The organism is Nocardioides seonyuensis (assembly GCF_004683965.1).
Taxonomy (GTDB): domain Bacteria; phylum Actinomycetota; class Actinomycetes; order Propionibacteriales; family Nocardioidaceae; genus Nocardioides; species Nocardioides seonyuensis.
In genome coordinates, this window is sequence record NZ_CP038436.1 from 1,033,764 (window position 1) to 1,057,036 (window position 23,273).

At 70.5% G+C, this 23,273-nt stretch carries 21 protein-coding genes; 9 read left to right on the forward strand and 12 right to left on the reverse strand.

Features of this window, described 5'->3' with window-relative positions; genetic code table 11:
- Window positions 1–2: 2 nt before the first annotated feature.
- The 8 genes from EXE58_RS05100 to EXE58_RS05135 all read right to left on the reverse strand — a co-directional run bounded on the left by EXE58_RS05100 (window position 3) and on the right by EXE58_RS05135 (window position 8,534).
- Complete coding sequence (locus EXE58_RS05100; RefSeq protein WP_135266867.1) at window positions 3–2,438, reverse strand: NADH-quinone oxidoreductase subunit G; 2,436 nt, start codon at window positions 2,436–2,438, stop codon at window positions 3–5.
- Window positions 2,435–3,745 (reverse strand): NADH-quinone oxidoreductase subunit NuoF, encoded by a 1,311-nt coding sequence (nuoF, locus tag EXE58_RS05105; RefSeq protein ID WP_135266868.1) that lies wholly within the window; start codon window positions 3,743–3,745, stop codon window positions 2,435–2,437. Before nuoF ends, EXE58_RS05100 begins: the two co-directional genes overlap by 4 nt.
- On the reverse strand, window positions 3,738–4,652 hold the full coding sequence (nuoE, locus tag EXE58_RS05110; RefSeq protein ID WP_135266869.1) for an NADH-quinone oxidoreductase subunit NuoE: 915 nt from the start codon (window positions 4,650–4,652) through the stop codon (window positions 3,738–3,740). The genes nuoF and nuoE overlap by 8 nt, the downstream gene beginning before the upstream one ends.
- Window positions 4,649–5,992: an NADH-quinone oxidoreductase subunit D gene (locus tag EXE58_RS05115; RefSeq protein ID WP_135266870.1), complete on the reverse strand. Its 1,344-nt coding sequence runs from the start codon at window positions 5,990–5,992 to the stop codon at window positions 4,649–4,651. The genes nuoE and EXE58_RS05115 overlap by 4 nt, the downstream gene beginning before the upstream one ends.
- On the reverse strand, window positions 5,992–6,750 hold the full coding sequence (locus tag EXE58_RS05120; RefSeq protein WP_135266871.1) for an NADH-quinone oxidoreductase subunit C: 759 nt from the start codon (window positions 6,748–6,750) through the stop codon (window positions 5,992–5,994). Before EXE58_RS05120 ends, EXE58_RS05115 begins: the two co-directional genes overlap by 1 nt.
- On the reverse strand, window positions 6,747–7,301 hold the full coding sequence (locus EXE58_RS05125; RefSeq protein WP_135266872.1) for a NuoB/complex I 20 kDa subunit family protein: 555 nt from the start codon (window positions 7,299–7,301) through the stop codon (window positions 6,747–6,749). Before EXE58_RS05125 ends, EXE58_RS05120 begins: the two co-directional genes overlap by 4 nt.
- Before the next feature lie 12 nt (window positions 7,302–7,313).
- Complete coding sequence (locus EXE58_RS05130; RefSeq protein WP_135266873.1) at window positions 7,314–7,673, reverse strand: NADH-quinone oxidoreductase subunit A; 360 nt, start codon at window positions 7,671–7,673, stop codon at window positions 7,314–7,316.
- Between the two features lie 171 nt (window positions 7,674–7,844).
- Entirely contained in the window at window positions 7,845–8,534 is a 690-nt protein-coding gene (locus tag EXE58_RS05135; protein ID WP_135266874.1) for a demethylmenaquinone methyltransferase, read from the reverse strand.
- A 78-nt stretch (window positions 8,535–8,612) separates the two neighbouring features.
- Between EXE58_RS05135 and EXE58_RS05140 the strand changes: the two genes are divergently transcribed.
- On the forward strand, window positions 8,613–9,803 hold the full coding sequence (locus tag EXE58_RS05140) for a cytochrome P450 (protein ID WP_135266875.1): 1,191 nt from the start codon (window positions 8,613–8,615) through the stop codon (window positions 9,801–9,803).
- A gap of 37 nt (window positions 9,804–9,840) precedes the next feature.
- Window positions 9,841–11,094 (forward strand): isochorismate synthase, encoded by a 1,254-nt coding sequence (locus EXE58_RS05145; protein WP_425271671.1) that lies wholly within the window; start codon window positions 9,841–9,843, stop codon window positions 11,092–11,094.
- Window positions 11,095–11,114: 20 nt separating this feature from the next.
- Here the strand turns inward: EXE58_RS05145 and EXE58_RS05150 are convergent, their stop codons facing one another.
- A complete protein-coding gene (locus tag EXE58_RS05150) occupies window positions 11,115–11,753 on the reverse strand; it encodes an MBL fold metallo-hydrolase (RefSeq protein WP_135266876.1) in 639 nt (212 codons plus the stop codon).
- Window positions 11,754–11,886: 133 nt separating this feature from the next.
- Here EXE58_RS05150 and EXE58_RS05155 point away from each other — a divergent pair, with 133 nt between their 5' ends.
- Window positions 11,887–12,816, forward strand: a complete 930-nt coding sequence (locus EXE58_RS05155; protein WP_135266877.1) for a glycoside hydrolase family 16 protein — start codon at window positions 11,887–11,889, stop codon at window positions 12,814–12,816.
- Between the two features lie 15 nt (window positions 12,817–12,831).
- On the opposite strand, the gene menD is transcribed toward EXE58_RS05155, so the two are convergent.
- From menD to EXE58_RS05170, 3 genes are read right to left on the reverse strand one after another with little or no spacing between them, the layout of a single operon-like run.
- A complete protein-coding gene (menD, locus tag EXE58_RS05160; protein WP_135266878.1) occupies window positions 12,832–14,436 on the reverse strand; it encodes a 2-succinyl-5-enolpyruvyl-6-hydroxy-3-cyclohexene-1-carboxylic-acid synthase in 1,605 nt (534 codons plus the stop codon).
- A gap of 7 nt (window positions 14,437–14,443) precedes the next feature.
- The gene (locus EXE58_RS05165) at window positions 14,444–15,379 is read right to left on the reverse strand and encodes an o-succinylbenzoate synthase (RefSeq protein WP_135269437.1); all 936 of its coding nucleotides are present in this window, start codon (window positions 15,377–15,379) and stop codon (window positions 14,444–14,446) included.
- Entirely contained in the window at window positions 15,379–16,428 is a 1,050-nt protein-coding gene (locus tag EXE58_RS05170) for an AMP-binding protein (protein WP_244242432.1), read from the reverse strand. The genes EXE58_RS05165 and EXE58_RS05170 overlap by 1 nt, the downstream gene beginning before the upstream one ends.
- Before the next feature lie 82 nt (window positions 16,429–16,510).
- Here EXE58_RS05170 and EXE58_RS05175 point away from each other — a divergent pair, with 82 nt between their 5' ends.
- From EXE58_RS05175 to EXE58_RS05200, 6 genes are all read left to right on the forward strand, one after another.
- Entirely contained in the window at window positions 16,511–17,878 is a 1,368-nt protein-coding gene (locus tag EXE58_RS05175) for an MFS transporter (protein ID WP_135266879.1), read from the forward strand.
- 96 nt (window positions 17,879–17,974) lie between these two features.
- Entirely contained in the window at window positions 17,975–18,718 is a 744-nt protein-coding gene (locus tag EXE58_RS05180; protein ID WP_135266880.1) for a GAF and ANTAR domain-containing protein, read from the forward strand.
- Between the two features lie 85 nt (window positions 18,719–18,803).
- Window positions 18,804–19,235, forward strand: a complete 432-nt coding sequence (locus EXE58_RS05185) for an STAS domain-containing protein (protein WP_135266881.1) — start codon at window positions 18,804–18,806, stop codon at window positions 19,233–19,235.
- Window positions 19,236–19,499: 264 nt separating this feature from the next.
- Entirely contained in the window at window positions 19,500–21,014 is a 1,515-nt protein-coding gene (locus EXE58_RS05190; RefSeq protein WP_135266882.1) for an HNH endonuclease signature motif containing protein, read from the forward strand.
- Window positions 21,015–21,091: 77 nt separating this feature from the next.
- The gene (locus EXE58_RS05195; RefSeq protein ID WP_135266883.1) at window positions 21,092–21,964 is read left to right on the forward strand and encodes a 1,4-dihydroxy-2-naphthoate polyprenyltransferase; all 873 of its coding nucleotides are present in this window, start codon (window positions 21,092–21,094) and stop codon (window positions 21,962–21,964) included.
- A 9-nt stretch (window positions 21,965–21,973) separates the two neighbouring features.
- The gene (locus EXE58_RS05200; protein WP_135266884.1) at window positions 21,974–23,242 is read left to right on the forward strand and encodes a GNAT family N-acetyltransferase; all 1,269 of its coding nucleotides are present in this window, start codon (window positions 21,974–21,976) and stop codon (window positions 23,240–23,242) included.
- Window positions 23,243–23,273 lie beyond the last annotated feature (31 nt).

The following is a 23,273-nucleotide window of genomic DNA, read 5'->3' on the forward strand; positions in this document are numbered from 1 at the left end:
GTTCACTTGCGTGCTCCCTTCACGATCACCGAGCTGCCCGGGGACGCGAGGTCGGCGAGCACCCCCCGACCGAACGAGTTGGCAGGCACCCACACGACGCCGTCAGGCATCTCGGCCACCTCCACGGGCAGCGTCACCGAGCCCCTGTCGCCGGTGAGGGTCGCCTCGGCCGGGCCCTCGAGCATGCCGAAGAGGGCGTCGTACGACGACTGGCTCACCCGCGCGACCGCCGGCCGGGCCGTGGCGCGCAGGTGGGGCTCGCCGTCCTGCATCACACCCTGGTCGATCAGCTGCTTCCACGTGGAGAGCACCATCGAGCCGGCCTTGGGCTTGCTGGCACGCGGCGGCTTGCCGAGGGTGAGCTGGGCTCGCGGGCCGTCCCAGGGCCCGAGGGCCTCCATCTCGGCCCGGGCCTCGGAGACGGTCCGGATGCCCAGCGTGCCAGCTGCACCGAGCGCAGCGAGCTCGTCGGCGATGCCGGAGAGGATGCGCAGGTCAGGAAGTGACGCGGGGTTGGTGAACACGGCATCGAAGGGCCGCGGACGACCCTCCCAGGTGACGAACGTGCCTGCCTTGTCGGTCACCGGCGCCACCGGGAGCACGACGTCGGCGACGCGGGTGACATCGGTGGCGCGCAGCTCGAGGCTGACCACGAACGAGGCAGCCTCGAGAGCCGCACGGAAGCCCGCGGGGTCGCGCGTGTCGTCCGGGTCGACGCCGGCCACGACCAGGCCGCCGAGCTCGCCCTTGGCAAGGGCGGCGACGATGGTGTCCCCGTCTCGTCCGACCTTGTCCGGCAGCGAGTCCACGCCCCACGCAGCGGCGAGGTCGACGCGCGCCGCGGCGTCGGCCACGGGCCGACCCCCGGGCAGCAGGTTGGGCAGCGCCCCGGCCTCGACGGCTCCGCGGTCGCCGGCTCGTCGCGGGACCCAGGCTGCTCGGGCCCCCGTGGTGCGGGCGAGGTCGGCCACGGCGGTCAGGCCGCCGTGGACGCCCGCGAGGCGCTCGCCGACGAGGATGACGGTGTCCTTGCCGATGCTGATCTCGGTGTGGTCCTTCAGCGCGGTGATCGCCTCGGCCTCGCCGCCGGGGGCGGTCTGGATCAGGCGGCCGTTCATCTTGCCGAGGCCGCGGGTGGCGAAGGGCGCGACGGCAACCACCTGGGTGCCGTGTCGTGACGCCTTGCGCAGCCGCAGGAAGATCGTGGCCGCCTCGTCCTCGGGCTCCAGCCCCACGAGCACGACCAGGGGCGCGTTCTCCAGGTCGGAGTACTCGACGTCACCCGAGAGCGCCACGTGGGCCGCCAGGAAGTCGGCCTCCTCGGCGGTGTGGGGACGGGCACGGAAGTCGATGTCGTTGGTGCCGAGCGAGACCCGGGCGAACTTGGCGTAGGCGTAGGCGTCCTCCGCCGTCAGTCGACCACCCGTCAGCACACCGCTGGCGCCGGCCTCGCGGAGCCCACGCGCAGCCACGGCGAACGCCTCGGGCCACGACGCCGGACGGAGCACGCCGTTCTCGCGGACCTGCGGATAGGTGAGCCGGTCGGCCTGCATCGGGTAGTGGAAGCCGAAGCGGTCCTTGTCGCTGATCCACTCCTCGTTGACGGCCGGGTCGTCGCTGGCCAGTCGACGCATGACCTTGCCGCGACGGTGGTCGACGCGGATCGCGGCGCCGCAGGCGTCGTGCTCGGCGACGCTCTGGTTGGAGACGAGGTCGAAGGGACGCGACCGGAAGCGGTAGTCCTCCGACGTCAGCGCACCGACCGGGCAGATCTGGATGGTGTTGCCCGCGAAGTAGGACAGGAACGGCGCATCTTCTGCGATGCCGATCTGCTGCTGCGCACCTCGTTCGACGAGCGCGATGAACGGGTCGCCCGCGATCTCGTTGGCGAAGCGGGTGCAGCGCTGGCACACGATGCAGCGCTCGCGGTCGAGCAGGATCTGGGGCGAGATGTTGATCGGCTTGGGGAAGGTGCGCTTGACGCCGCCCGTGGCGGAGAACCGGGACTCACCGCGGCCGTTGCTCATCGCCTGGTTCTGGAGGGGGCACTCGCCGCCCTTGTCGCACACCGGGCAGTCGAGCGGGTGGTTGATGAGCAGGAACTCCATCATCCCCTGCTGCGCCTTGTCGGCGACCGGGCTGGTGGCCTGGGTGTTGACGACCATCCCCTCGGCGACCGGCAGGGTGCACGACGCCTGTGGCTTGGGGAAGCCACGGCCGTTGCCGGCGTCGGGGACGTCCACCAGGCACTGGCGGCAGGCCCCGACGGGCGCGAGCAGCGGGTGGTCGCAGAACCGCGGGACCTGGACGCCGATCTGCTCGGCAGCCCTGATGACCAGGGTGTCCTTGGCCACGCTGACCTCGACCCCGTCGATCGTCAGGGTGACGAGGTCGGACTTCTCGACGGTGGATGCGGCGTCGGACTTCTGGGTGGTCATGCAGTTGCTCCCTCAACGGAGAAGAGGGCGGAGGCGGTCGGGTCGAACGGGCAGCCGCCGTGGGTGAGGTGGGCGAGGTACTCCTCACGGAAGTACTTGATCGAGCTCGCGATCGGGCTCACCGCCCCGTCGGCGAGGGCGCAGAAGGAGCGGCCCAGGATGTTGTCGCACTGGTCCAGGACCAGCTCCAGGTCGTCCTCGGTGCCCTGTCCGGCCTCGAGACGGGTCAGGCACTGCACCAGCCACCACGTGCCCTCGCGACACGGCGTGCACTTGCCACAGGACTCGTGCTTGTAGAACTCGGTCCAGCGCAGGACCGCGCGTACGACGCACGTGGTCTCGTCGAAGATCTGCAGCGCGCGGGTGCCGAGCATCGACCCCGCCGCACCGACCGCCTCGAAGTCCAGGGGCGTGTCGAGGTGCTCGGGCGTCAGCAGCGGGGTGCTGGAGCCGCCGGGCGTCCAGAACTTCAGCTCGTGGCCCGAGCGGATGCCTCCGGCCAGGTCGATCAGCTCGCGCAGGGTGATGCCGAGCGGGGCTTCGTACTGGCCGGGGTTGGTGACGTGGCCAGAGAGACTGAAGATGCCGTAGCCCTGGGACTTCTCGGTGCCCATCGAGGCGAACCAGTCGGCGCCGTTGTTGATGATGCTGGGGACCGACGCGATCGACTCGACGTTGTTGATCACGGTCGGACTGGCGTAGAGCCCGGCCACGGCCGGGAACGGCGGCCGCAGGCGAGGCTGGCCACGGCGTCCTTCCAGGCCCTCGAGCAGCGCAGTCTCCTCACCACAGATGTAGGCCCCTGCACCGGCGTGGACGACCAGGTCGAGGTTGTAGCCCGAGCCGTGGATGTTGGCACCGAGGTGGCCGGCCAGGTAGGCCTCCTGCACGGCGCGCTGGAGGCGGCGGATGACGTGGAGCACCTCACCGCGCACGTAGATGAACGCGTGCTCTGCGCGGATGGCGTAGGAGCTGATGATCACGCCCTCGATGAGGGTGTGCGGGCTCGCCATCATCAGCGGGATGTCCTTGCAGGTGCCCGGCTCGGACTCGTCCGCGTTGACCACGAGGTACTTGGGCTTGGGGTTGTCCTGGGGGATGAAGCCCCACTTCATCCCCGTGGGGAAACCGGCACCGCCACGACCGCGCAGGCCCGACTCCTTGACCGCCTCGATGACGGCGTCGGGCTCCATGGCGAACGCCGCGTCGACGCCGGCGTAGCCGCCGCGCGCCTCGTAGGAGGCGAGGGTCCAGGCGCGCTCGTCGTCCCAGTTGTCCGTCAGGACCGGGGTCAGCATGTCAGTCATCCGAGGTGCCCTCCTTGCCCGAGGTCTGCTCGACGGTCGTCTCGGACTCGGCACGCGAGGTGTCGGCGTCGTGGACGGCCTCGGTCTTGCTGTCGGGGAGGTCTGCGCCCCCGGACTTCTCGGAGGAGGGCGCGGTCCAGCCCTTCTCGCGAGCGATTTTCAGCCCCACGAGCGAGGCAGGTCCGGCGGCCGGACCCTCGTCGGCGAGGTCGTCGGGGAAGCCGGCCAGCACGCGCTCGGCCTCCCGCCACGTGCAGAGCCTGGGTCCTCGCGTGGAGTGGACCTCGTTGCCGGCGCGCAGGTCGTCGACCACCTGGACGGCCGACTCGGGCGTCTGGTTGTCCATGAACTCCCAGTTGACCATCATCACCGGCGCGTAGTCGCAGGCGGCGTTGCACTCGACGTGCTCGAGCGTGATGGAGGACCTGCCCTCCTCGGCCGGCGTCGTCTCGTCGTTGCCGACGCCGAGGTGGTCCTTGAGACGCTCGAAGATCAGGTCGCCGCCCATGACTGCGCACAGGGTGTTGGTGCAGACCCCGACGTGGTAGTCGCCCACCGGCTTGCGCTTGTACATCGTGTAGAAGGTCGCGACGCCGTGGACCTCGGCCGGGGTGATCCCGAGGATCTGCGCGCACGCCTCGATGCCCTCGGGGGTGACGCGTCCCTCGACGGACTGGACCAGGTGGAGCATCGGCAGCAGGCCCGAGCGAGCCTGGGGGTAGCGCGCGGCGATCTCGCGCAGCTCGGCCCAGGTCTCCGCGCTGAGCGCGGTGGTGTTCTCGTCGAAGGGGTCCGGCACGGTGGCGCGGACGCCGCGCTCGGTCAGGAGCTCCTCGCTCGCCTCGGTGGGGCTCTCGCCGGCCACCCACTGCTTGTCGTTGGTGCGCCCGTCGTTCGGCTCGCTCATCTGTCAACGCCTCCCATCACGGGGTCGATGGACGCGATCGCGACGATGACGTCGGCGACCATCCCACCTTCGCTCATCACGCTCGTCGCCTGCAGGTTGGTGAACGAGGGGTCGCGGAAGTGCGCCCTGACCGGTCGGGTGCCGCCGTCGGAGACGACGTGGGCTCCGAGCTCGCCTCGCGGCGACTCCACCGGCACGTAGGCCTGGCCGGCGGGGACGCGGAAGCCCTCGGTGACCAGCTTGAAGTGGTGGATGAGGGCCTCCATGGACTCGCCCATGATGTGACGGATGTGGTCGAGGGAGTTGCCCATGCCGTCGCTGCCGATCGCGAGCTGGCTCGGCCAGGCGATCTTCTTGTCGCCGATCATCACCGGGGCACCCTCGAGTCCTGCGAGCCTCTCAGCGCACTGCTCGACGATCTTGAGGGACTCCCACATCTCGTTGAGCCGGATGCGGAACCGCCCGTAGGAGTCGGAGGTGTCCCAGGTCTGGACGTCGAAGTCGTAGTCCTCGTAGCCGGAGTAGGGCTCGGACTTGCGGAGGTCCCAGGCGTAGCCGGTGGAGCGCAGGACGGGGCCGGTGATGCCCAGGGCCAGGCACCCGGCCAGGTCGAGGTGCCCGACGCCCTCGAGGCGCCGCCTGAAGATCGGGTTGGCGTTGCAGAGATCGGCGTACTCGGGGAGGCGCTTCTTCATCAGGACGACGAAGTCGCGGATCTCGTCGAGGGCGCCCGGGGGAAGGTCCTGGGCCACGCCGCCGGGACGGATGAACGCGTGGTTCATCCGCAGGCCGGTGATGAGCTCGAAGAGGTCGAGCACGAGCTCGCGCTCGCGGAAGCCGATCGTCATCACGGTGAGGGCCCCGATCTCCATGCCACCGGTCGCGATCGCGACGAGGTGGGAGGAGATGCGGTTGAGCTCCATGAGGAGCACCCGCATGACCTGGGCCTTCTCAGGGATGTCGTCCTCGATGTCGAGCAGCCGCTCCACGCCCAGGCAGTAGGTCGCCTCGTTGAAGAACGGTGAGAGGTAGTCCATGCGGGTGCAGAACGTGACGCCCTGGACCCAGGAGCGGAACTCCATGTTCTTCTCGATGCCGGTGTGGAGGTAGCCGATGCCGCAGCGGGCCTCGGTCACCGTCTCGCCCTCCAGCTCGAGGATGAGGCGCAGCACCCCGTGGGTGGACGGGTGCTGGGGGCCCATGTTGACGACGACCCGCTCGTCGGCGGCGTCGCCGATGCTCTGGGTCACCGAGTCCCAGTCCTGGCCGGTGACGGTGAACACCCGCCCCTGACTCGTCTCGCTCGGGTCGGCGTAGACGTCCTGCTGTGTCTCGTCCATCAGTTGTAGGACCTCCGCTGGTCCGGCGGCGGGATGCTGCCGCCCTTGTACTCGACAGGGATGCCACCCAGTGGGTAGTCCTTGCGCTGGGGGTGGCCCGGCCAGTCGTCGGGCATGAGGATGCGTGCGAGCGCCGGGTGGCCGTCGAACTGGATGCCGAACATGTCCCACACCTCGCGCTCGTGCCAGTCGTTGGTCGGGTAGATGCTCACGAGGCTCGGGATGTGCGGGTCGCTGTCGGGCGCGCTCACCTCGAGCCGGATGCGGCGGTTGTGGGTCATCGACAGCAGGTGGTAGACCGCGTGGAGCTCACGCCCGGCGTCCTCGGGGTAGTGGACGCCGCTGACGCCGGCACAGAACTCGAAGCGCAGCGCCTCGTCGTCGCGGAGCATCTGGGCCACGAACGGGAGGTCCTGGCGGCGGACGTGGAAGGTGATCTCGCCACGGTGCACGACGACGCTCTCGATCGCGGCGCCCAGGTCGGTCTGGTCGAGTCGGGCCTCGAGGGCGTCGGCCACCTCGTCGAACCAGCCGCCGTAGGGCCGCTGCTTGGCGCCGGGATAGATCACCGGCCTGACGAGCCCTCCGAAGCCGGAGGTGTCGCCGGTGCCGCTGACGCCGAACATGCCGTGCCGCACGCCGACGGAGCGCACCTCACCCTGGGATGGGGCGATGTTCTCCGGGGACTGGTCGACGGCCGGCTGCTCGACGGCCTTCTCGTGCTTGCCCTTGCCGTCGACGTTCTTGTCCTCGCTCACCTGAGCAGCCCCTTCATCTCGCTGGTGGGCAGGGCGCGCAGGGCGTTGGTCTCGAGCTCCTCGACCTCAGCCCGGCGGTTGGCACCGAGCTTGGTGTTCTGGACCTGGTCGTGGAGCTTGAGGATCGCGTCCATCAGCATCTCGGGGCGCGGGGGGCAGCCCGGGAGATACATGTCGACCGGGACGACGTGGTCGACCCCCTGGACGATCGCGTAGTTGTTGAACATGCCGCCGGAGCTGGCGCACACGCCCATCGCGAGGACCCACTTGGGCTCGGGCATCTGGTCGTAGATCTGGCGCAGCACCGGAGCCATCTTCTGGCTGACGCGGCCGGCGACGATCATCAGGTCGGCCTGGCGCGGGCTCGCCCGGAAGACCTCCATGCCGAATCGTCCGAGGTCGTACTTGGGACCGCCGGTGGTCATCATCTCGATGGCGCAGCAGGCCAGGCCGAACGTTGCGGGCCAGAACGAGGCCTTGCGCATGTAGCCCGCGACGCCCTCGACCGTGGTCAGGAGCACGCCGCTGGGCAGCTTCTCTTCAATTCCCATGTCTTAAGAACCTCAGTCCCAGTCCAAGCCGCCGCGTCGCCACACATATGCGTAGGCGATGAACACCGTGCCGATGAAGAGCACCATCTCGATGAGGCCGAAGACCTCCATGGCGTCGAAGTGCACCGCCCACGGGTAGAGGAAGATGATCTCGATGTCGAAGACGATGAAGAGCATCGCGGTGATGAAGTACTTGATGGGGAACCGCCCACCGCCCACTGCGTGCGGCGTGGGCTCGATGCCGCACTCGTAGGAGTCGAGCTTGGCGCGGTTGTAGCGCTTGGGCCCGATGAAGGCGCTCATGAGCACCGAGAAGACCGCGAAGCCTGCCGCCAGGAGGGCCAGCGCCAGCACCGGCGTGTAGAGGTCCATCCTGCGATCCTTCCGTCATGTTCCGAGAGGTCCATGTGACTTTGTGAACGAGTTCACGAGTGACGCGAGGGCCAGTCTAGGACGGCGCGTGCCCTTCGTCACGTCGGGGTGCCACAGCCACGATAGGCGCGCTCACCTGCGGATTTAACTCACAGGTGCCTGCCTTAATTGTCATGCCGTCGCCCGATGGAGGGCCACGATGCCGCCGGTCAGGTTGCGCCACTCCGGGTCGTGCCAGCCCGCCTCCGCGATCAGCGTTGCCAGCCCCTCCTGGTCGGGCCAGGCCCGGATCGACTCGGCGAGGTAGGTGTAGGCGTCCGCGGCGCTGGCGGTCACCGACGCGATGGCGGGGAGTGCCCTCATGAAGCCGTCGAGGTAGAGCGCCCGGAACGCCGGGTTGGTGGGCGTGCTGAACTCGCAGACCACCAGCCGTCCGCCCGGTCGGACGACGCGTCGCATCTCCCGGAGCCCGACGAGAGGATCGACGAAGTTGCGAAGCCCGTAGGAGATCGTCACCGAGTCGAAGGTGTCGTCGAGGAAGGGCAGGCGAGTGCCATCCCCTGCCACGAACGGCACGGCAGGCCGGTCGATCCTGCCCTGGCGCAGCATCCCGACCGAGAAGTCGCAGGCCACCGCGATGGCGCCGTGCTGCGCGAACGGCTCGCTGGAGCAGCCGGTCCCCGCCGCCAGGTCCAGCACCAGGTCACCCGGCCGCGGCCCGACGGCCCTCACCATCGAGCGGCGCCAGCTGCGCTGGATCCCTGCCGTCATCAGGTCGTTGGTGAGGTCATAGCGCCTGGCGACGGTGTCGAACATGCGACGGACGTCGGAGGGCTGCTTGTCGAGTTCAGCGCGGGCCACGTGGCGAGCGTAGGCGGCCCGGCAGGGGCACGCCCACCCGGAGGTCGCGGAACGACGGGGGATGGGCCACCATGAGCCATGGCCGCTCCCGTGCGCTTCGACCTGTCGGACCCGACCTTCGACGTCACCTCGGACGTCGTGCACGCGGCCCGTGCCCAACGGTGGTGGGTCGAGACCAACCTCGGCTGGGCGCTCCTGCGGTACGAGGAGTCCGCGGCGCTGCTCGCAGACCGTCGGTTCCAGCAGGGCAACGCCAAGTGGCCGGAGCAGAACGGCATCTACTCCGGCAGGTTCGCGGGCTGGTGGAAGGAGACCCTCCTCTCCCTCGAGGGCGACGACCACCGACGCATCCGCCGACTGCTCATGCCGGCGTTCCGCAGCAAGGTCATCGCGGCCATGCGGCCACAGTTCCAGGCACTCGCCCACGAGCTGGTCGACGACTTCGCACCTCGGGGTGAGGTGGAGTTCATCTCGGAGTTCGCCGAGCCCTACGCGGCCCGGATCCTGTGCCAGCTGATCGGCCTGCCCGAGGCGGACTGGCGCCAGCTCGCCCACTGGGCCGACGACCTGGGCAAGTCGTTCGGCATCGCCATCCGCGACGACCTGCCCCGCATCGAGGCAGCCCTCGACGGCCTCTACGGTTTCGTCGACGAGCTGGTCGCCCGCCGCCTCGAGGAGCCCGCCGATGACCTGGTCAGCACCCTCATCGCGGCCTCCACCGCCGAGGACGGCAGGCTGACCCGCGAGGAGCTCTCGGTCGCAGTGGTGTTCCTGGCCTTCGCAGGGATGGAGACCACGCGCAACCAGCTCGGCCTCGCACTCCAGACCCTGCTGCAGCATCCCGACCAGTGGCGCCTCCTGGGTGAGCGTCCGGAGCTGGGCGAGCAGGCGGTCGAGGAGGTGATGCGCGTCAATCCGACCGTCACCTGGGTGACCCGCGAGGCCCGGGAGGACGTCGACCTGGGCGACCTCCACATCCCCAAGGGCGGCATCGTGCAGGTGCTCTCCCACTCCGCCGGCACGGATCCCCTCGCGATGCCGGACCCCTCGTTCGACATCCGCGAGGTGCGCCCGCCCCATCTCGGCTTCGGGTCGGGGGTCCACCACTGCCTGGGCCACTTCGTCGCGCGCACCGACATGGCGGTCGCGCTGCCGCTGCTCGCCGCGCGGATGCCCGATGCCGTACCGGACGGCCCGGGGCGCTGGCTCCCCGTGTCAGGCAACACCGGAGCGCTGGAGTTCCCGGTGCGGTTCTCTCCCGGGCACTGACGGGCGACCGCGGACGCCCGGCGTAGGCTCCCGAGTCGTGACGTCGTCTCCCCACGGTCGGACCGCCGGGCCCCTGGCCGTGCGGACCGTCGCCGTCGACCCCGAGGTCGCCGCCGACCGGTCGCTGCTCGACCTCGTCCCCGACGACCACCCGGTCACCTGGCTGCGCCGCGGAGAAGGGCTCGTCGGGTGGGGCGTCGCAGCCCTGGTCCGCACCCACGGCCCGACCCGCTTCAGCGACGCGGTGAAGTGGTGGTCCGAGACGGTCGCGCGCAGCGACGTGCGCGACGACGTGGCCGAGCCGGGCACGGGCCTGGTCTGCTTCGGCTCCTTCGCGTTCGCCGACGAGCCCGGCGACTCGGTCCTGGTCGTGCCGCGCTACGTCGTCGGACGCCGAGGCGACCGCACCTGGCTGACGACCGTCGACGCCGACGCACCGGCGCTGGTCAACGCGCAACCGCCCCAGCCGAGCACCGGCCTGGTGTTCTCCGACGGCGCCCTCAACAGCGACGAGTGGATGTCGGTCGTGGCCGATGCCGTGGGCCGGATCGGGTCGGGCCACCTGGAGAAGGTCGTCCTGGCCCGCGACCTGGTGGCCACGACCGACGAGCCGCTGGACGTCCGCGGGCCGCTGGCGCGACTGGCTGACGACTACGAGATGTGCTGGACCTTCCACGTCGACGGCATGTTCGGTGCGACGCCCGAGATGCTCGTACGCCGCGAGCGCGGCCTCGTCACCTCGCGCGTCCTCGCCGGCACGATCCGTCGTACCGGTCACGACGACCGCGACCTCGCGCTGGCCGCGACGCTCGCCCGGTCCTCCAAGGACCTCGAGGAGCACGAGTACGCCGTGCGCTCCGTCGCCGACGCCCTCGAGCCGCACTGCTCCTCCATGAACGTGCCCGAGGCCCCGTTCGTCCTCCACCTCCCCAACGTCATGCACCTGGCCACCGACGTGAACGGCGTCGTCCACGACGACGCCACCGCGCTCCAGCTCGCCGAGGCCCTGCACCCGTCGGCTGCCGTCGGCGGGACCCCCACCGACGTGGCGACGGAGCTGATCGGTGCGATCGAGGGCATGGACCGCGACCGCTACGCAGGCCCGGTGGGCTGGATGGACGCGAGCGGTGACGGCGAGTGGGGGATCGCGCTGCGCTCCGCACTGGTGTCAGGGGACACGGTGCGGCTCTTCGCCGGCTGCGGGATCGTGGGCGACTCCGACCCCGAGGCCGAGCTCGCGGAGTCCCAGGCGAAGTTCGTGCCCGTGCGGGACGCGCTCTCCGGCCCCTGACTCGCGGCGCGCCCCGCGCGTCAGTCCAGGTCAGATCCGTCCTTCAGCCGCGTGTAGTCCTGCCCGGCCGCTGAGAGGAACCGGTCGAAGTGGCCGTCGACGATGCCGAGCCCGGCATCGGAGTAGACCCGGTCGTGGATCGCGAGGTTGCGGGGGGCACCGACCGAGCGGGCGAAGTCGATCGCCTCGGACACCTTCAGCCACGGAGCGCTGACCGGCAGGCAGAGCAGGTCGACGTCCTCCTCGGGGAGGGTCAGGGCATCGCCGGGGTGGTAGACCGAGAGGTCGCCCAGGCGCAGCACGTAGCCGCTGTTGTGGACCCTGGGCAGCTCGGGATGGATCACGGCATGCTGCTCCCCCACCGCCCTGACCGGCACGCCGCCGTCGAACTCCTGGTCGGGACCCACCACCCGCACGCGCTCCCGGAGGTCCGGCGCGTCCCGGGCGATGAGCTCTGCCACGTCCGCGACGGTCCAGATCGGGGCAGCGGAGGCGCGCAGGTTGTCGGCGTCGTAGTGGTCGGGGTGCTCGTGGGTGATGAGCACCGCGCCCGCCCCGTCGAGCGCGGCGCGGTCGGTGAAGACTCCCGGGTCGATGACGACGACCGAGTCGTCGTGCTCGAGGCGGACACAGGCGTGACCGAGCTTCGTGATGCGCATCTCTCCAGACTAGGCCGCGCAATTGGCCGTTCGAATCGGTTTCCGCGGGAGTTCTGGTTATCGTGGGCGGGCCCTCGATCGGTCGACGGCCTGGGGGGGCCAGCAATTCACTCCGACACGTAAGAGAGAACCCATGTCTGCACGCCGCGTGCTCGTCGCCAGCGCCATTGCGCTGTTGATGCCCGCCTCGTTGCTCCTGTCCACCCAGACCAGCTCCGCCAACCCGGTCAGCACGGTGTCCTCGCACACCGCTGCCAAGACGTTCGCCGCCACCACCTCGGCACGCAAGAAGCGCAAGGGCAAGGTCACGCCCCTGCCGTCGACGACCCCGACGTGGGCCGACGAGTTCTCCGGCTCCTCGCTGGCTCCCCACTGGAGCCACCGCGGCCAGGACTACGAGAAGGACAGCAAGCGCCTCTGCTCCAAGGGCGACCCGAGCGCCGTCAAGGTCAAGGGGGGCAAGGTCCGCATCAGCGTGATCAAGGACCGCAAGCGCAAGGGCAAGTGCAAGGCCCGTGAGCGTGGCAAGGTCGTCGGCAAGTTCGCCTACCGCCTCAACGGCCACATCGGCACCGAGAACCAGTTCTCGTTCAAGTACGGCACCATCGCGGCCCGCATCAAGTTCCAGAAGTCGCGCGGCCAGCACGGCAGCTTCTGGATGCAGCCCGCCGAGGCGACCGGTGGCAACGAGATGGACGTCATCGAGTACTTCGGCGACAAGCACCCCCAGGGCGGCCTGACCAGCTTCATCCACTGGTACAAGGGCAAGAAGTCCATCAAGACCGGCTCCTGGATCAAGAAGTCCCACAAGTTCCTCAAGAACAAGCGCGACGGCTGGTCGAAGAACTTCCACGTCTTCTCGGTCGAGTGGAAGCCCAACCTCCTGATCTTCCGCATCGACGGCAAGGAGTCGTGGCGCACCCGCACGGCGGTCTCGCAGGCTGCCCAGTACCCCATCCTGAGCCTGCTCGCCTCCGACTACGAGCTGTCGGAGATGAAGGACAAGAAGCTCCCGCAGCACATGTACGTCGACTGGATCCGCGTCTGGGAGGACACTCCCTGATCGTTGGTGGGTGACTCACACCAGCGCGCGGATGCGAGCGTCGAGCTCGCGCCGGTTGTCCCGTCTGACGGCGGCCTCGATCACCTCGAGGCCGCCGTTCGGCATTGAGAGGGCCTGCTCGAGCTCGGGCAGGGAGCCGACCCGGAGGTGGGGCGTCCGAGTCGCCGCGCAGAGGCTCGCCACGTCCACCCCGTGCGGCGTCCCGAACAGGGTGTCGTACCGGTCGGCGTAGCCCTGCGCGCCCTGCTCGAGCATCGAGAAGATCGAGCCGCCGTCGTCGTTGACCACGACGATCGTGAGGTCGGGACGCTCCTCGCGCGGGCCCAGGACGAGGCCGGTCATGTCGTGCAGGAACGTCACGTCGCCCATCAGGGCGAGCGCCCGCGAGGAGTCCGGGCGCCCCAGGGCGGCGCCGACGGCGCTGGAGACCGTGCCGTCGATGCCTGCCAGCCCACGGTTGGCGATGACCTTGCGGCGGTCGCCCACGCCGTAGGGGGCCACCATGAGGTCGAGGTCGCGGATCGGGCTCGAGGCGCCGACGAACAGCAGCCCGCCAGGCGGCAGCGCGCGGCTCACCGCACCGGCCACCTCGTAGGGCGTGAGGTCGGGCTCCTCGGCCAGCAGGCGGTCCAGCGCACGGGAGACGTCCCTGTCGGCCGCACGCCACTCGTCGAGCCACTCACCGCCGTCGCTGGTGGCCACCCGGACCGCCTCGACGGTGCGGGACACCGCGAACGGCCGCTCGGCCCAGGTGCCGCGCGGACGCACGGACACGACCTCGACGTCCTCCCTCTCCAGCAGCCTCGTGACGGGCCGCGACAGGGTGGGGTGTCCTGCCACCACGACCCGCTCGATGCGCCCGCCGAGGGCGGAGTCGAGGAGGAGCCGGTAGCAACGGATCGGGTTGTCGCCGGTGCGGGATCCGGACGTCGGCTCCGCGAGCAGCGGCCACCCGCCGGCCTGCGCGAGCACCCTCGCCCGGGGCCCGGCGTCGTCACCCGCCACGACGACGGTGCGCGGCCCGGGGGCGAGCTCGAACTGGTGCGGGGCCTTGCGACCCTTCCGCACGAACGGGGACTCGACGGTCGTCGCAGTCGCCTGCCACCGGTCCTCGGGGACCAGCGGCGGGGAGAGCTGGACGTTGACGTGCAGGGGACCCTCGGCCCACGGCAGGTCGGCGAGGGAGTGTCGTACGTCGGCCAGGTCGGCGTCGGTGGCCACGTCGTGGAAGACCGCGGCGCCGCCGAAGATGCGCACCTGGTCGGTGGTCTGCGAGGCGCCCGTGCCGCGCAGCGCGGCGGGCCGGTCGGCGGTGACGACGACGAGGCCGAGCCCGGCGTGCGCTGCCTCCAGGACCGCGGGGTGGAGGTTGGCGACGGCGGTGCCGGAGGTGCACACGACGGCCGCGGTGGCTCCCACCTTGGTCAGGCCGAGGGCGAGGAAGGCGGCTGACCGCTCGTCCAGGCGCGTGTGCAGGCGGAGCAGCCCGGCGTCGGCGGCGTCGTGGAGAGCGAACGCCAGCGGGGCGTTGCGGGAGCCCGGCGCGAGGACGACGTCGTGCACACCGGCTCCGACCATGGCTCCGACGAGGTTGCGCGCCAGCCGCGTCGAGTCGCTCATCGCTGGGTCACCCCTGCTCCTTCACGTCGGCGAGCCGCTGTTCCCAGTGCGCCACCCGGTCAGCCGGTGCGGCGAGCCGCTCGAGGGCCGCCGCGTCCACCTGGGGCGTGCGCACCGGCAGCATCCCACCCACGGGGAGCAGCGGCTCGACCGCCACGTCGTCGGTGAGCAGCTGGACCGTCGCGAGGCCGCACGCGTGGGGCAGTTCTGGCAGGGCAGCCGCGAGCGCGACGCCCGCCGCGATGCCCACGCTGGACTCGACCGCGCTGGAGACGACCACCGGGAGGCCGATGTCCTCGGCGATCCGCAGGCAGGCGCGGACACCCCCCAGCGGCTGGACCTTGAGCACCGCGATGTCGGCGGCCTCCAGGTCCCGGACGAGGTAGGGGTCGTCGGCTCGCCGGATCGACTCGTCGGCGGCGATGCGGACCTCGACCCTGCGACGTACGACCGCCAGGTCCTCGACTGCGGCCACGGGCTGCTCGACATACTCCAGCCCGCCGGCCGCGCGGTCGAGCACGGTGATCGCCCGGACGGCCCCGTCGACGTCCCAACCGCCGTTGGCGTCGATGCGGACCAGCCCGGTCGGGCCGAGCGCGTCACGCACCGCCTCGAGACGGGCCTGGTCGTCGGCCAGGGTCTGTCCCCGCTCGGCGACCTTGACCTTGGCGGTGGCGCACCCGCCCGCCCGCACGATCTCGTGGGCCCGCTCGGGGTCGCAGGCCGGCACGGTGACGTTGACGGGGACCTCGTTGCGCAACGGCTCGGGCCAGTCGCCCGCCGCGGCCTCCTCGGCGGCCGCGAGCCACGGACGTGCGGTGGAGGCGTCGTACTCGAGGAACGGCGACCACTCCCCCCAGCCCGCCGGACCCTGCAGGAGGACGCCCTCGCGGACCGTGATGCCGCGGAACGGGGTGCGCAGCGGGATCGAGAAGACGCGGATCACGCCAGCTCCTCGAGACGTCGCCGGTCGACCTTGCCGTTGGGCAGCAGGGGGAGCTCCGGCAGCACCACGACCTGTCGCGGGGCCCACGAGCGCGGATGGACGCCGGCGACCCAGTCGCGCAGGACCTCGGTGGTCGAGGTGCGAGCGGCGCGGGACTCGAGACCCTCTCCGACGACGAACGCGACGACCCGCTGCCCCCACTCCGGGTCGGTGACCCCGACCAGCTCCGCGAGCTCGACCTCGGGGTGCTCGCGAAGGCGCCTGGCGACGGCCGGTAGTGGGACGTTCACTCCCCCGCTGACGACCACGTCGTCGAGACGGCCGAGCACCTGCAGGCGGCCGTCGTCGTCGAGGCGGCCCGCGTCGCTGGTGAGGTACCACCCATCCACGAGGACCTCGGCCGTCAGCCCGGGATCGCCGTCGTAGCCGTCGAAGATCGTCGGACCGCCCAGCCGGATCCGTCCGTCCGACCCCAGCGCGATCGCCACGCCGTCGAGCGGCACGCCGTCGTAGACACAGCCACCCGCGGTCTCCGACGCTCCGTAGGTCGCCACGACGCGGATCCCCGCGGACTCGGCCCGCCGACGCAGATCCGGGTCGATCGGCCCCCCGCCGAGCAGGACCGTGTGGAGACGCGCCAGAGCCTCCGTCTCGGCCTCGTCCTCGAGCAGCCGGTGCAGCTGCGTCGGCACGAGGGACGTGAAGAGCGGGCCGTCGTCGTGTCCCTGGGTGCGGAGTGCCGTCTCGAAGCCGAGACCCTGCACCACCACAGGCTCGTGCCCGGCCACCAGGGACCGCACGACCACCTGGACCCCGGCGACGTACGACGGCGGCAGCGCCAGCAGCCAGCGACCGCTCGCCCCGAGGCGGCGCGCACTCGCCTCGACGCTCGCCAGCACGGCGTCGCGTGAGAGCAGGACACGCTTCGGACTCCCGGTAGAGCCGGAGGTCTCGATGAGCAGCTGGGCCGGGCTCGTCGCGTCGAGCCACTGGCGCAACTGGACGACGGCACGGCCGGGTTCGTCGGCGACGCGCAGGGGGCTCACGAGTCGTCACGCTAGTCCTCGCGACGATGCCGTCCGAAAACCGCGCGACAGGGGCCTCGGCCGGGCGGGAGAATCATCCGCGATGAGCATCGTGACGACCGTGAAGACCCAGGCCACGCCACCCTCGCCCCTGGCGGGTCGCCTCGCCACGCAGTCGCTCCTCTTCGCCCTCGGCGAGGGGACGTTCATGGCCGGGTCGGCCGTCTTCTTCACCCAGATCGTCGGGCTCACCATGGCGCAGGTCGGGCTGGGCCTGACCATCGCCGGAGCTGCTGCCTTCCTCGCCGCCTACCCGATGGGCCTGCTCGTCGACCGCATCGGCCCCAAGCGGTGCTGGGCGATCAGCTCGACGGGCCAGGCGGCGATGTTCGCCGTGTGGCCGTTCATCGATGACTTCACGGGCTACGTCGCCATGGCCGTCGCCATGGAGGTCATCGGCGCGCTCGGTGGGACCGCCCACGGCGCATACACGATCGACGTCCTGCCTCCGAAGGAGCGGGTGACGTCGCGCGCCTACATGTACTCCGCCCTGAACGTCGGCTTCACGCTCGGCTCCCTGGTCGGCGGCATCGCCCTGGCCTTCGAGTCACTCACGCTCCTGCAGGTGGTGCCGTTCTTCACCGCGGCGGTGTTCCTGGTCAACGCGTTCAACGTGGCGACTCGACTTCCCAAGGCGCCGCACGACGAGAAGACCGCGGAGGAACGCAGGGTGAAGCTGCCGGGCCCCGGCCCGATGCGCAACTTCGGCTGGCTGGCGACCTGCTTCTTCACCGGCGCCCTGTGGACCAACCAGGTCATCCTCAACCTCGTCATCCCGCTGTGGCTCGTCCAGCGCACGGACGCCCCCTGGGTCGTCCTGGCGCTGCTCTTCGGCACCAACACCGTGATGTGCATCTTCCTGCCGATGGCTGCGGCGCGCGGGATCAGGGACACCCGTACGGCGCTGCGCGCGATCCGCGTCTCCACGGTGTTCTTCATCGTGTCGTGCGTCATCACGCTCTCGACGCACGACTCGGTCGGTTGGATGACCATCGCCCTCTTCTTCTTCGGCCACGTGACCCTCACCGGCGCCGAGCTCTACCTCTCCGCAGCCAGCTGGACCTTCGAGGCCGAGCTGATGGACCCGCGCCGTCGCGGTGAGTACCAGGGCGCCTCCGAGCTCGCCGGCACCCTCGGCCGGGTCTGGGCCCCCGCTGCGTTCACCTTCCTCGCGATGAACTGGGGCGCGGTCGGCTGGCTCACCATCGCGGGCCTCATCACGGTCGCGGCGGCGGCGCTGCACCCCTCCACGCGGATGGCCAGGTCCTTCTTGGAGCGCCACGTCCCTGCAGACGTGCTGGCCGACGCGGCCGCCGGGGAGGCCGAGGACCACGCGCCGCCCGTCGGCCCGCCGACGGTCGAGCAGCCTGCCGAGCCCGGTGGCGTCCACCCCGGCGTTCCTGTCGTCTGAGCCCTCCCTCCCGACCGGGTCGCGCTCGTTCTCCGGGGGACCCCACCAGCGGTCCGGCGCGAGGTACCCTCCGGACAACTGCAGCAGGAGCGAGCCATGACCGACACCACCCAAGACGCCACCCACGACATCGCAGCCATCATCACCCAGGCAGCCGCCACGATGCATGCCCCCGCCTCGCTCGAGGACACGCTGGAGGCCATCGTGAGGTGCACCCTGGACACCGTTCCCGGCTTCGACCACGTCGGGATCTCGGTGACCCACAGCAACGGCGAGATCGAGACGCTCGCCGGCACCGATCAGCTGGTCTGGGACCTGGACACGATCCAGTACACCCTGCGCGAGGGGCCGTGCTACGACGCGATCCGCGACGGCGACATCAACCGTGTGCCGCACGCCGCCCAGGAGACGCGGTGGCCCCGCTACATGCCCGAGGCCCTGAAACGAGGTCTCAAGGCCCAGCTGGCCGTCGGCCTGTACCGCGACGACAAGAGCCTCGGCGGCCTGAACCTCTACTCCACCCGTTCCGAGACCATCTCCGACGACGCGGTGAACATCGCCCAGCTGTTCGCGGTCCATGCAGCCCTCGCGCTCGGCAGGTCACGCACCGAGCACCAGCTCAACGACGCGATCGCGACCCGCAAGGAGATCGGCCAGGCCCTCGGGATCCTGATGGAGCGCTACAAGATCCCCGAGGACCGGGCCTTCCAGTTCCTCGTCCGCGCCTCCTCCACCAGCAACCTCAAGCTGAGGGAGGTTGCCCGCAAGTTCGTGGACACGCTCAACTCCCAGTACGCCCACCTCGGCGACCGTGACGGCATGGTGGACCCCTCCGCGTGACGTGAGTTACACTGTGCCCACGGTCGAGCCAAAGGCCGTCGCAGCACGTATCGCGGTCGCATCGTGGAACTCGGAAGTACCTACGATGTCCTCACTGCAAGACACCCATTCACTGCCGAACGGCTCCGAGAGCCTTCGCATCGACACCTGCGTGTTCAGGTCGGTCAAGGTCCTCACCGTCGCCGGCGAGGTCGACATCGGCACCGAGCATGAGCTCGAGGGCGCCATCTGTGACGCCCTGGTCGACGGGGCGGTCGTGGTCGACCTCCACGACGTGCCGTTCTTCTCCATCGGATCCCTCGGCATGCTGCTGCGCTGCCGGCGGCTCGGCATGCAGCACGGCCACCCGGTGGTGATCGCATCACCGGACCGTCAGTTCGTCCGCCTCGTCAACGCCGCCCACCTGAGCCCGCACCTCCCGTGCTTCGGCTCCCTCGGTGTCGCCTGCGCGCGGGCGCGACAGATCGACCGGGCCCGCAACCCGGCGCCGCCTCGACCACCACGACCCCGCGGCTGACCCCAGGCTGGCCGCTCGACCCGCCGGTTCCGCGGACCGGGAGGTCGGGCGGTCTTGACCGACAGCCCCCCGCCTCACGCAGGCGGGGGGCTGTTCCATGCCGTCTCGAAACCACCCGCTCACGTTGGTTGAGGAAGGACGGAGTCCTGTATCGAAACCACGTCCCTCGCTGGTTGAGGAAGGACGCAGTCCTGTCTCGAAACCCCTGTGGAATGGGGCTTTCCGAGGCCTCCGACTGTCAGTGGTCTCAGGTTGGATTGAGTCATGCCAGCCACCACCGCCACCACCACGCAGCCGGGTTCTGCTGCTGCGTTGCTGGCGGCCGTGAAGGCCGAGCGCGTTGTCGAGCAGGCCGCGGCTGCCCGGCAGTTGACCTTGGCTGCGGAGTGGGCTGGCCTGCACCCACCGGAGTCGATCCACCACGCCGCCGGGTTCACTGTGCCGGGCTGCGAGCACGAAGAACCCCTCGCCGGACCCGGCACCCCGCTGGTCGCGGAGTTCTGCTGCGCCGAGCTCGGCGCCGTCCTGGGCGTCTCGACCACGGCGGCGAAGCGGCTGATCGGCAACGCCCTCGAGCTCAGGCACCGCCTCCCCCGACTCTGGAAGGCCGTCCAGTCCGGTCAGGTGCCGGCGTGGCGGGCACGCTTGGTGGCAGAGGCCACCGCCCACGCCTCCCCGGCCCTGCCGATCGAGGCAGCCGGTTGGGTCGACGCTCAGGTCGCCGCGGTGGCCGGCAAGGTCGGTGCCGCGCAGCTCGACCGGCTGGTCACCGAGGCGATCACCCGGTTCCAGCTCGACACCACCGACCCCGACGACGAGAGGTCACCGGGAGAGAACCGGCACGTCACCATCGAGAAGGACATCGTCTCCCGGTGCGGCACCATCTCGGTCAACGCCTCCCTCGACCTGATCGATGCCCTCGACCTCGACCACACCCTCACCCACCACGCCGCCACACTGAAGGCACTCGGCTCAACCGAGTCCCTCGACGCCCGCCGCGCCACCGCCCTCGGCCACCTCGCCCGCACCCAGACCAGCCTCGACCTCGCAGGCCTCCTCGGTCACGACTCCTCGGCGGCTGAGCGGGGTTCGGTGGTTGAGGACGGCCAGCCAACTTCCGTGGTTGAGCCGAGTTCGGTGGCTGAGGAGGCGCGCCAGCGCCGTCTCGAAACCCCCGCGGCCCGGCAGCTCGTCCTCCATATCCACCTCACCGCAGCCGCAGTCGGCGGCGGGATCGTCTTCGATCACCTCGGTCGGATGGAGGAAGGCATGCGACTCCTCCTCCTCGACCAGGTCAGGTCCTGGTGCGCCGACTCTCACACCAAGGTGGTCCTCAAGCCCGTCATCGACCTCAATCAGCCGTTGCGAGCCGACGGCTACGCGATTCCCGACCGGATTCGCGAACGCGTCGTTCTCCGGGACCGGACCTGCGTGTTCCCTCACTGCACCAGGCCAGCCCGGCGCTGCCAGGTCGACCACATCATCCCCTACGACCACGACGCCGTGTCAGAGGGCAGACCCCAACCCGGGCCAACCGAGACAGCGAACCTCGCGACGTTGTGCACCTTCCACCACCGGCTCAAGACCCACACCGGCTGGCGCTACACCATGGTCGAGCCCGGGGTCTTCGAGTGGACCAGCCCCCACGGCCACCGCTACCTCCGCGAACACGACGGCACGACCGCGCTCGCCGAGTCTGGTTTCGAGACAGGACTTCGTCCTTCCTCAACCACCGAACGTCGCCGTCCTTCCTCAACCAGCGAGGGTCAACGACATTGACCCCGCCCCGCACCCTGCCGCAGCAGCACTCGGCAGGGGCTGCGGGGCGTCCCCGGCCGGGCTGACACAATCCCCCGGTGGCATCACCCTCTGACTGGCTGGCCGGAGCCCGCCCACGCACCCTCCCCGCCGCTGTCGCTCCCGTCCTCGCCGGCACCGGGGTGGCGTCGTACGTCGACGAGGCGGTGTGGTGGAAGGCGGCGCTCGCGCTCGTCGTGAGCCTGGCGCTCCAGGTGGGTGTCAACTACGCCAACGACTACTCCGACGGGATCCGCGGCACCGACGCGGACCGGGTCGGGCCGATGCGCCTGGTCGGATCCGGCCGTGCGACTCCAGGGGCGGTGAGGCTCGCCGCCTTCGTCGCGTTCGGCGTCGCAGCCGTCGCGGGTCTCGTCCTGGCTGCGACCACGGTCTGGTGGTTGGTCGCGGTCGGCGTGGTGTGCGTGCTGGCAGCCTGGTTCTACACCGGCGGGGACAGGCCCTACGGCTACCTCGGCCTGGGCGAGGTCATGGTGTTCGTCTTCTTCGGGCTCGTCGCCGTGATCGGCACGACGTACGTCCAGACGCTGACGTGGGAGTGGCCCGCCCTCTACGCGGGCATCGGCATCGGCGCCCTGGCCTGCGCCATCCTCGTCGCCAACAACCTGCGCGACATCCCCACCGATCGAGTGGCCGGCAAGACCACGCTGGCCGTCCGGCTGGGCGACGAGCGCACCCGCTACCTCTTCGCGTTCCTCGTCCTCGTGGCTGCCGCCGCGGTCGTCGCCGTCGCGGCCGCCACGACGTGGTGGGCGCTCCTCGGCCTGGTGTTCCTGGCGCGTGCCGCCGCCCCCACCCGCGCGGTGCTGGCCGGTGCCGCGGGTCCCGACCTGATCCCGGTCCTCGCTGCCACCGGCATCGCCGAGGTCGTCTGGGCAATATCGGTGGCCGTGCCACTCTTCGCTGGCTAGCGTCGAGGGGTGGACTACGAATTCGCGCGTCTTGACCTCGTTGACGAGTCCGACGAGGCGGTCGCTCGTCGACAGGGTTTCCTGCAGGCGGTGGTGCGTGGGTTCCACGAAGGCCGGGCCGACGAGGACTTCGAGAAGCACTGGCTCGCCACATCCCGCGCGGACCAGGCGGTGTGCTCCGGCGCCTGGCTCCCCCCGGGCGAGTTCGGGGCGGGGGCTGTTCCGGTCGCGACCTTCACCAGCTTCGACAAGACCCTCAACGCCGGCCTGGAGCTGCTGCCCCTGCGGATGATCACGGCGGTCACGACGAGTCCTGCCCACCGCCGTCGCGGGCTGATCCGGCGACTCATGGAGGACGACCTGGCGGACGCCGTGGCCCAGGGGATCCCGGTCGCGGCGCTCACCGCGAGCGAGGCCACGATCTACGGACGATGGGGCTTCGGTGCTGCCACCTTCGCCCAGAAGGTCGAGGTCGACACCGGCCCGCGCTTCGGGCTGCGCGCCTTCACCGACCCCGGTCGCGTCGAGCTCATCGAGCCCCCCGAGTCGTGGTCGCTGGTGAAGGGCGTCTTCGAGCAGTTCCACGCGCAGACCCGCGGATCGGTGGCCTGGCCGAGCCAGTACGAGCAGATCCTCACCGGTGCCTACGACTTCGATGCTGCCGCGCCGGACAAGTTGTTGCGTGGGGTGGTCCACCTCGATGCCGAGGGGACCGTCGACGGCGTCGTGCTCTACAAGTACGACGGCGAGGACGGGGCCAAGCGCAAGGTGAGGGTCGTCGAGATGATGGCCTTGTCCACCACGGCGACGCTCGCACTGTGGGACTTCCTCGGCCACCTCGACCTGGTCAACCACGTGACCTTCTCCCTCGCCCACCCCGACGACCCGCTGCGCTGGGCGCTCACGGACATCAACTCGGTCTCCTACACCGCCCTCCAGGAGTTCCTCTGGATCCGGGTGCTCGACGTGCCGCGAGCCCTGGTGGCCCGGCCCTGGGCTGCCGACGGCGACGTCGTGCTCGAGGTCGTGGACGACCAGCGTCACGCCGCCGGCCACTACCGCGTGGTCACCCGGGGAGGTCGCGCGGTGGTCGAGCGCACCGAGGACGCACCCGAGGTCCGGGTGACCGCGGAGACGCTCGGGTCGCTCTACCTCGGCGGTGCCCACGTGACGACGCTGCGGCGCGCCGGCCGCGTCGACGGCACCGACGTGGCGGTGGCGCGGTTCGCCGCGATGGCGGACCTCGCCGTGCCGCCGTACAACCTCACGGGTTTCTAGGAGCAGGGCGCCGCAAACTCCCTAGACTGCC